This is a genomic window from Nonomuraea basaltis, assembly GCF_005893125.1.
GTDB lineage: Bacteria > Actinomycetota > Actinomycetes > Streptosporangiales > Streptosporangiaceae > Nonomuraea > Nonomuraea basaltis.
In genome coordinates this window covers 1-8,178 of the sequence record NZ_VCJS01000369.1, presented here as the reverse complement: position 1 = coordinate 8,178, position 8,178 = coordinate 1, and the positions used below count along the sequence as shown (strand labels likewise).

Annotated in this window: 9 protein-coding genes; 2 read left to right on the top strand and 7 right to left on the bottom strand. The window is 68.3% G+C overall.

Annotated elements, in window-relative coordinates:
* Positions 1-85: 85 nt before the first annotated feature.
* The 4 genes from EJK15_RS65590 to EJK15_RS65575 are packed head-to-tail and all read right to left on the bottom strand — an operon-like array spanning position 86 to position 3,823.
* A complete protein-coding gene (locus EJK15_RS65590; RefSeq protein ID WP_138720320.1) occupies positions 86-1,507 on the bottom strand; it encodes a S41 family peptidase in 1,422 nt (473 codons plus the stop codon).
* Positions 1,504-2,550 (bottom strand): ABC transporter permease subunit, encoded by a 1,047-nt coding sequence (locus EJK15_RS65585; RefSeq protein ID WP_138720319.1) that lies wholly within the window; start codon positions 2,548-2,550, stop codon positions 1,504-1,506. Before EJK15_RS65585 ends, EJK15_RS65590 begins: the two co-directional genes overlap by 4 nt.
* A complete protein-coding gene (locus EJK15_RS65580; protein ID WP_138720318.1) occupies positions 2,547-3,434 on the bottom strand; it encodes an ABC transporter ATP-binding protein in 888 nt (295 codons plus the stop codon). Before EJK15_RS65580 ends, EJK15_RS65585 begins: the two co-directional genes overlap by 4 nt.
* Positions 3,431-3,823, bottom strand: coding sequence for a GntR family transcriptional regulator (locus EJK15_RS65575; protein WP_138720317.1), 393 nt, complete (start codon positions 3,821-3,823; stop codon positions 3,431-3,433). The genes EJK15_RS65580 and EJK15_RS65575 overlap by 4 nt, the downstream gene beginning before the upstream one ends.
* 324 nt (positions 3,824-4,147) lie before the next feature.
* On the opposite strand from EJK15_RS65575, the gene EJK15_RS65570 reads away from it, so the two are divergent.
* Both EJK15_RS65570 and EJK15_RS65565 read left to right on the top strand, forming a co-directional pair.
* Positions 4,148-4,912 (top strand): TnsA-like heteromeric transposase endonuclease subunit, encoded by a 765-nt coding sequence (locus EJK15_RS65570; protein ID WP_138720316.1) that lies wholly within the window; start codon positions 4,148-4,150, stop codon positions 4,910-4,912.
* Positions 4,909-6,324, top strand: coding sequence for a DDE-type integrase/transposase/recombinase (locus EJK15_RS65565; RefSeq protein WP_171075355.1), 1,416 nt, complete (start codon positions 4,909-4,911; stop codon positions 6,322-6,324). The genes EJK15_RS65570 and EJK15_RS65565 overlap by 4 nt, the downstream gene beginning before the upstream one ends.
* Positions 6,325-6,353: 29 nt before the next feature.
* Here EJK15_RS65565 and EJK15_RS65560 read toward each other — a convergent pair whose 3' ends face one another.
* The 3 genes from EJK15_RS65560 to EJK15_RS65550 all read right to left on the bottom strand — a co-directional run bounded on the left by EJK15_RS65560 (position 6,354) and on the right by EJK15_RS65550 (position 8,007).
* On the bottom strand, positions 6,354-6,971 hold the full coding sequence (locus EJK15_RS65560) for a hypothetical protein (protein WP_138720314.1): 618 nt from the start codon (positions 6,969-6,971) through the stop codon (positions 6,354-6,356).
* Positions 6,972-7,029: 58 nt separating this feature from the next.
* Positions 7,030-7,356 (bottom strand): hypothetical protein, encoded by a 327-nt coding sequence (locus EJK15_RS65555; protein WP_171075354.1) that lies wholly within the window; start codon positions 7,354-7,356, stop codon positions 7,030-7,032.
* A 69-nt stretch (positions 7,357-7,425) separates the two neighbouring features.
* The gene (locus EJK15_RS65550; protein ID WP_138720312.1) at positions 7,426-8,007 is read right to left on the bottom strand and encodes a DUF6262 family protein; all 582 of its coding nucleotides are present in this window, start codon (positions 8,005-8,007) and stop codon (positions 7,426-7,428) included.
* Positions 8,008-8,178: the final 171 nt, after the last annotated feature.

Below are 8,178 nucleotides of genomic sequence, written 5' to 3'. Positions count from 1 at the left end.
GGGCGGCGTGGGTGCGGAGCAGGCCGATGCGGCCAGGACGGCCAGTCCCGCGGCGACGGCCAGGAGGTGTCTCATCGAGCGGTCCTCACTTGTGCAGCAGGGTTAGGGCCTTGGCCAGGGCGGGGTCGCGCCCGGCGGCCGCGTCCTTCGGGGTCAGGGGCACGTGGTGGTCGGGCGGCACGCCGATCCGGTCGATCACCTCGCGGTTGGGCCCCAGGTGGTGTTTGGTGGGGAAGCCCAGCGTGGTGTTGTTGCGGAGCAGGTACGGCTGCGCCGGGCCGGAGATGACGCCGGCGGTTCTGGTGCCGACCAACTGGCCGATGCGCAGGTCCTTGACCGCGGAGCTGACGTGCTCGCAGGCCGAGGCGCAGCTGCGGTCGGTGAGCACTGCCAGCGGCAGGCCGATCAGGTCGACGGTGTCGTCGGTCCACGAGGTTTCGCACTTGCCGTCCACGGTGCACTGGTAGGCGGTGACCTTGCCGTGGGCGAACGCGCTCACCAGCCGGATCGCCTCCGTGGGGCTGCCGCCGCCGTTGCCGCGCAGGTCCAGCACGACGCCAGTGAGCGTCCGGCCGGTGCGCAGCCTGGAGATCGCCTTGAAGACCCTGGTCGCGGAGTCGGGAGCGAAGCCGCGCAACCGTACATAGGCGATGCTGCCTGCCAGCAGCTTCGAGGTCACCACTTGCAGGGTGGTCAGATCCCGCTGGTAGAGGCCGGGCTTGAGCGTCACGCTCCAGCTGCGGCCGGTGCTCTGCCGCAGGAGCCGCAGCTGGACCGGGCGCGCTTCGGGGTATTGCGGGTTGAGGGCGGCGATCGCGGGGGTGGGCTTCCCTTCGATGAAGGGCGCCGAGCCGTTGATCGATTCGATGATGTCGCCCGGGTGCAGCCCGGCGGCCTGCGCCGCGCCGCCCTGCACGGTGGTGACGAACAGCGGAGGGAGGGCGACGCCGGGGTTGCCGTTCGCCTGCGGGCCGTTGACGTTCGCCTGGAGACCCAGGCCGTAGCCGTCGCCGTCGTAGTAGTCGGGGTGCCGCCCTGCGGCGTCGTGCGCCCAGCGGGCGTGGTTGTCACCGAGGCTGGCCACGATGGCCTCAAGGGTGGCGACGGCCAGCTTGTCGCGCAGGTCGGGGACCTGATCGGTGATCGTGCGGTAGACGGCCTCGAACGCGGCCCAGTCGGCTTTGCGGTCGCCGGTCAGCGCCGGCATGGTCGCCTCGGGCAGATCGCGTCCATTGCGGTTGAGCTCTTGGGTCAGGGCGATGAATCCGGCGCTCAGCAGCGAGCGGGTGTCCAGGGTGGCGCCGCTGTAGTAGGTGCCGAGGATGCAGAAGTACGCCTGCTCGATGACGTCGATCGTGGTGGCCGTCTCCGCCCCGGGGGGTCCCTGGGGCTGCGCGCAGACCGTACCGGCTGCCGTGTTCGTCTGGCTGCGCGGCGGCGCCGGGGCCGTGCAGGCCGCCGCCAGGAGGAGGGCGAGAGCGGCGGTCGCGGTTTTGATGATGGTCATGACAGGCGCCTGCGGATCCACCAGAAGGACAACCATGTCAGGCCGAGGGTGAGCAGGGCGTAGATCCCGGTCTCGATCCACTGGAAGGGCCAGAAGCGCTCAAGGGGCTGGTAGGTCACCTGCTGCCGGTAGCCGAGCCGGTTGATCTCGACCAAGCAGCCCTCCCCGGGGCCTGCTGACGGTGCGCAGGGGCCCGATGTCGTGGAGACCTTGATGGCGGCTCCTTCGCCGCTGGCGGGGATCAGGCGTCCGGATGGGTCGAGCAGGTTGCTGGACAGGACCCAGGAGCCCAGGTGGCCGGGTACGGCCGGATCCAGGGAGAGCCGCGGGGGCGCACCTCCGTCCCGGGGGATGTTGAGACTGTCCACGTTCGTTCTGCCGAGCTCGAAGGTCGCGGTGATCGGGGGCATCAGGTGGGCTCGGACCAGTAGCGGCATGGCGAGCTGGATCGCGGCGAAGACGGCCAGGGTGAGGGCCATGGCGGGCAGCGTGCGGCGCACCAGCATGCCCACGGTGATGCCCAGGACGAAGGCGAAGGCCGCGTACCCCATCGGGGCGATGCCACGCGCGCCGAACACCAGCGGAGCCATCAGGGCCAAGTCCGCAGCGGCCGATTTGTCCAGAGGGTCGGACCACCAGGTCACCATGAGGCCGCACAGGCCGGCGAAGGCCACGGCGGTCAAGCCCATGAGCCCGAGTTTGACCGCCAGCCAGCGGCCGCGGGTGATGCTCTGGTTCCACACCATCAGGTGCGTGCCCGCCTCCAGCTCGCGGGTGATCAACGGTGCTCCCCAGAACAGCCCGGCGAGGGCGGGCAGGATCAGCACGACGAGAGTCAGGGCCATGAACTCGGTGTCGTGCCCGTCGAGGAATTGGTCGTAGAAGCGGTCGCAGGTGTTGTCCTGGGTGCAGGCGGCGATCCCGGCGGAGTAGTCGGAGGCCAAGCCAGGGCCGGTCAGGGCCAGGGCGGTGGCGAGGATGACGAGCAGGGCGGCCATCATCGCGGCCGAGCCGCGGAACTGGCGCCAGGTCAGCCAGATCATCGCCGCACCTCCAGGGCCACTCGCCGGTCGGCGGTGTGCTTGTCCATGTAGGCCAGGACGAGGTCTTCCAGGTTGAGTTGGGTGATCGTCCAGGCGGGGTCGTGGATCGGGGCGTCGGTGCGGATCACGTACGTGCTCTGCCGGTCGGTGTGCCGCGCGGAGACCACGTGCTGATCGGCGGGGAGCCGGTCGGGGTCGCGGCGCGGGCCGGTGAGCCGGTGATGGGTGGCCAGCAGCTTGTCGACCTCCCCGGCCACCTGGACGCGCGAGTCGACGAGCACGATCAGGAAGTCGCACACCCGTTCCAGGTCGGAGACCAGGTGGGAGGAGAGCACCACGCTGAACTTGTGCTCGACGGTGGCCTCCATCAGCCCCTGCAGAAACTCCCGGCGGGCCAGCGGGTCGAGCGAGGCCACGGGCTCGTCGAGGATCAGCAGCTCGGGCCGCTTGGCCAGGCCCACGGTGAGGGCGAGCTGAGCACGCTGGCCGCCCGACAGCTTGCCCGCCCGCTGGGCGGGATCGAGGCCGAGTTGGGCGATGCGTTCGCGCGCCATGCCGTCGTCCCAGCGGGGGTTGAGCCGCGCTCCCAACTTTAGGTGCTCGGCGATGCTGAGCCCGGTGTAGACGGGGGTGTCCTGGGCCACGAAGCCAACCTTGGCCAGCTGCGCCGGGCCGCCGGCGGGTCGGCCGCCGAGCACGGTGATGCCGCCCGCGGTCGGCTCCAGCTGGCCGCTGGCCAGCTTCAGCAGCGTGGTCTTGCCGGCTCCGTTGGGGCCCACCAGTCCGACGACGTGGCCCGCCGGGATGTCGATGGTGCACTCGCGCAGCGCCCAGCGTTTGCCGTATTTCTTGCCCAGTGCCTGGGCCTGCAGGACCGAAGTCACGCTATGTCCTCCTGAGCGGTGGTCCGAAAGGTGGTCATGAACAGGGCCTCGATGCTTTCGTCGTCGAGGCCGGCCCGGCGGGCCTTGGCCAGCCAGCGCCGCAGCTCCAGCCGCAGCGGGCCGTGCGCGGCCAGCGAGGCGTCGGTGAGCGTCGCCGTCACGAACGTCCCCACCCCTGGCCGGGCAGCGACCAGGCCCTCGTGCTCGAGTTCCCGGTAGGCCTTAAGCACCGTGTTGGCGTTGATCGCCAGCTGCGCCACGGCCTCCTTGACCGTCGGCAGCTGGTCGCCCTCGCGCAGCACGCCGAGCCGCAGCGCCTGACGTACTTGCTGGACCAGCTGCAGGTACGGCGAGACGCCGGAGCGGCCGTCCAGATGGAACTCGATCACCGGAATCCTCCATTTATCTAGACTCATAGGACTATAGATGCCTAGGCGTTAAAGGATCATAAAGGATCGCCGTGCCACCCGGCACCCGAAGCGGTCCATCGCTCTTCAGCCCGACCTCAGCCCTACACCGGGGGCAAATCCTTCCCCTGCCTCGCCGAATGACTGCCGCAGTAAATACCGGGTTTACTGCGGCAAGCTCATGATCGCGCCCATACTGACCTGGACCGCTGTCCCGTCTCTTTGATCTCGGCCCGTTCTCACTGAATTCGGCCCGCTCGTAGGGTTCGTCTCACTATGGTTGGCCCGTCGATCTTGTGACGACGGGTGGTGATCTGGGTGAGTGCGGAGTTGGCGTACGCGGGTGTTGCCCGCTCGCAGTTCGAGGTCTCGTACGTTGATCTGCATGGCACCCAGGTATCCGGGCCGTTGAACGCGTGCTGGGACGCTCTGTTCGAGGATGCGTTGCCGGTCAGGTCGTTCCCGTCGTTCAAGGGGCAGCGGAACTTTCCGGGCTGGTGGTGGTCGGCGACGTCCGGGCGGCACGTTGGCCACGAGTCGTGGCTGGAACGTGATCATGCGATGCTGCTGGACTTCGACCCGGAGGTCGTGGGGTTCTCCTCTCAGCCGTTTCGCTTGGCTTGGCAGCAGGAAGCGAAACGCCGGGAGCACGTTCCCGATTACTTCGCCCGGCAGGCGGATGGCACGGGCGTGGTGATCGACGTGCGTGCCGATGAGCGGATCGAGGCTGTGGATGCTGAGGCGTTCGCGGCCACGGAGGCTGCCTGCGCCGAGGCGGGTTGGTCCTTTCGGCGGGTGGGCGCGCTGGATTCGGTGCTGGGGGGAAACGTTCGGTGGCTGTCGCGTTATCGCCATCCGCGCTGTGGTCGGCGCGTTGATGTCGCTGCTCGGCTCCGCGAGATCTTCAGGGAGCCGACGCCACTGTTCGCGGGGGCCGTGGAGGCGGGAGAGCGGTTGGGAGTGCTGCCGGTGCTGTTCCACCTGTTATGGCGTCAGGAGCTGACAGCCGACCTGGAGGCCGCGGTGCTGTCGTCGTCCACCCTCGTGACCGTCAACGGGAGGGCTGGATGAGCGCGCCACGGCGGCGCGGAACGCTGCGGATCGGGGATCGGGTGCGGTTCGAGGGTGCGGTCCAGACCGAGGTCGGGTTGCAGGGGACGCTGGTCAGGCTGGCCGATGAGCGTGGTGTCGGCATGGTCGAGCTCGCCTATCTGCTGGGCCAGGCGGATTTCGAGATCGTGGGTGCTCGGCGTGGACGTCCGATCCCGGCCGATCGGGTGGTGGACGGGCTGCCCACCCGTGTGGTGGAGGAGGCCCGCTGGTGGGAGGGCCACATCCTGGAGGTGCTGTTCGGGCTGCCTCCCGATGCGGACCCGGGTGCTCGTCCTCGGTCCGAGTACGACCCGGCCTGCTGGTCGCTGACCAAACGGGAGGAGGCCAAGGCCGCAGAGCTGACCAGGCTGGGGCACGCGGTGAAGACGAGCACGCTCAAGCATCGCCGGCAACGCTATGAGGCACGGGGCCTGGCGGGGCTGGTGGACGGGCGGGCCGGCAAGCGGATGTCCCGATTCGGCCGGGTCGATGAGCGGGTGGTGCAGGCGATGCAGGCCGCGATCGAGGAGGCCACCGACGCCTCGTCGCGGACAGCCGGTTATATCTTCTGGCGCACGGAGCAGATCCTGGACGATCGTCACGGTCGCGGCGTGGTGACGATGCCGTCGCGCGCCACCTGCTACCGGCTCTTCGACAAGCTGACGGCCAGCCGTCATACGACCGGGTCGGCCCGCACCCGCCGGTCGCTGGCCAACCAGCCAGCGGGGCCGTTCAGCACGGCGCAGGTGTCTGCCCCGGGCGAGCTGATGCAGATCGACTCCACTGCGCTGGATGTGATGGTGCTGCTGGATGATGGGGCGCCGGGGCGGGTTGAGCTGACCGGCATGATCGACGTCGCGACGCGGACCGTCTCGGCGGCGGTGCTGCGGCCCACGACCAAGTCGGTGGACGCCTCGGTCCTGCTGGCCCGCACCGTCACTCCCGAGCCGATGCGTCCGGGCTGGCCGGAGGCGTTGCGGATGTCGCGGTCAGTGCTGCCCCACACCCGGATGCTGGAACTGGACGCCCGCCTGGAACACGCCGCCGCCAAGCCGGTGATCATCCCTGAGACGATCGTGTGTGACCACGGAAACGCGTTCCTGTCCCGGAACTTCCGCGCCTCCTGCGCCTTCCTGGGGATCAACTTCCAGCCCGCGCATGAGGGCACCCCGACCGACAAGCCACACATCGAGAGGATGATGTCCTCGGTCGGGACGCTGTTCGCCCAGTTCGTCGCGGGTTACACCGGCTCATCGGTGGAGCGGCGCGGCCGCGACGTGGATGCCGAGCCGCTGTGGTCACTGCTGGAGCTGCAGGACCTGCTGGATGAGTGGATCGTCGCCGCATTTACCAACCGCGGGAGTCCTTGGATGGCCTTCGACCTGCGATGATACGTAGCTTACATGTTCACGACGGAAGATCAAGCGGGCAGCGGTTCGTTGATCCTCAGGTGCTCATCGAGGACAGCGATGAGACTGTCGGTCAGGCCGGGGGCGATGTTGGGGGCCCATCGCTGAACGAGCTCGAGGAATCCGCTGAGCTGCTGTTGCGCTGAGATGAGCAGTCTCTGCAGCTCGCTGAAGGTGAATTCGATGGCGTGGACCGGGAAATCGTCCTGGTCTCCTTGCCGGAGCCGGATGGTCTGGCCCTGGTGTTCAAGCTGGGCTGTCGGGGCGTGTCCGAGCCAGGTTTCCTGACCGAGGGACACGTCCCACCAGTCGCGCCAGTTCTCCAGGCCGAAGCAGCAGCCGGGCGCGACCTCGACGCCTGTGGCGGTGTCACGGAAACGAAGTCCGCCTGGAGCGATCAGGGCTTCGGCTTCGGCGAGGTGCTGTTCCAGGTGGGCCCGGGTCAGGCCGGCGACAGGTTCGGCAGGGAGGCCGTTGTAGCTGAAGATGACGGCCATCGCGGTCCCGACTTCAGCCGGGGACATCTGGCCAGAGAGCGCGAGAAGCCGATCGCTGGACGGCTCGGCGATTGGCCAGGCAGTGAAGTTCACCGCGTCGTAGGTCTCCAGGACGACATCGACAATGACCATGTCCACCAGTATCGGGCTGCCGGTCGGCTCCTGTGGCGAGTGGGATGCGGGGGTCTGTTCACCCTAATGGGTCAATGAGCTGGTCTCGGCTGACATGGAACTCGGTCTGGCCTTCCTCGGATTCGATGGACCAGGGTGTTCTCGTTGAGATCGAGAGGATCTCTCGGCCGTCGGTCCAGATCTGCGTCCCGGTCACCACGCAGGCCAGACCAGCCTCTTGAGGATAGGAGGCCTCCGGGGTCAGCTCTGCTTCGTTTTCGAAGATGGGAGGCTTGTCGAAGAAGGTCCATCGACGGCCATGCGCATCGGTGAATCTGGCCTCCACCCAGCCTGGTTGCGGCTCGTCGCTGACCCAACGAACGACTTGGCACCTCAACGTCACCACCCGAACAGCCTGGCAGTGGCTGCCCGACGTAACAAGTCGGGCAGCCGCTGGCAAGCCGGGGGTCGTGTATCAGGTCGCCGTGCCGGGGTCGGCGAGCTGTGCTTCGAGGTCGGCGAGGCGACGGTCCTGGAACCGCAGATTCGCCCGTGCGGCCTTCAACCGCTCCTCCAGGGTCCGGTTGTCGGTGGTGAGTTGCCGTACTCGCTGTTTGAGAGTGGTGTTCTCGGTAGCGATGCGCTGGATGGCCTCCTGGGTCCACTCGGCCTCCAGGTCGCGGACCTGCCCCATGAGCTCGCCGATCCGGGACCGCTGCTGGACGATTTCGGTGTGGGCGGCCTTCAGCGCGTTCTCGGCGTTGAGGGCGCGTTCCCGCCAGGTCGCTTCCTGTGCTGCCTCTTGGTCGTCCCGGGCTTGTGCGAGCCGTGTCCGCGTGTCGATCTGGGCTTCGGCCACGGCTGCTCTGGCCTGCGAGTTGGAGTAGAGGAAGGTTCGGGAGACTTCAGCTCGACGGCTGACGGAGGCGATGCTGATCGGGACCTTCTCGCGTCGCATCCGCGCGATGGTGTCGTGGACTCGGTCGAGGGCAGCTAAGGCGCTGTGGCGGCGGGCCGCGACCGCGGCGGCCGTCTTGTGACTGTCGCGGCTGGTCATGCGGACGCCTCTGCAGGGTCGTGGTCAGCGCGATGCCCGGGGAGCCGGAGTGGTCGAGCCCGACGTGGTGGAACCAGTTGTCCTCGACGAGGACGTCCTGCCCGTCGCTGACGGAGATGGCCGAGGCCGAGAGCGTGTCGAAGTCGCACCCCCGCACGCTCAGACCCGACC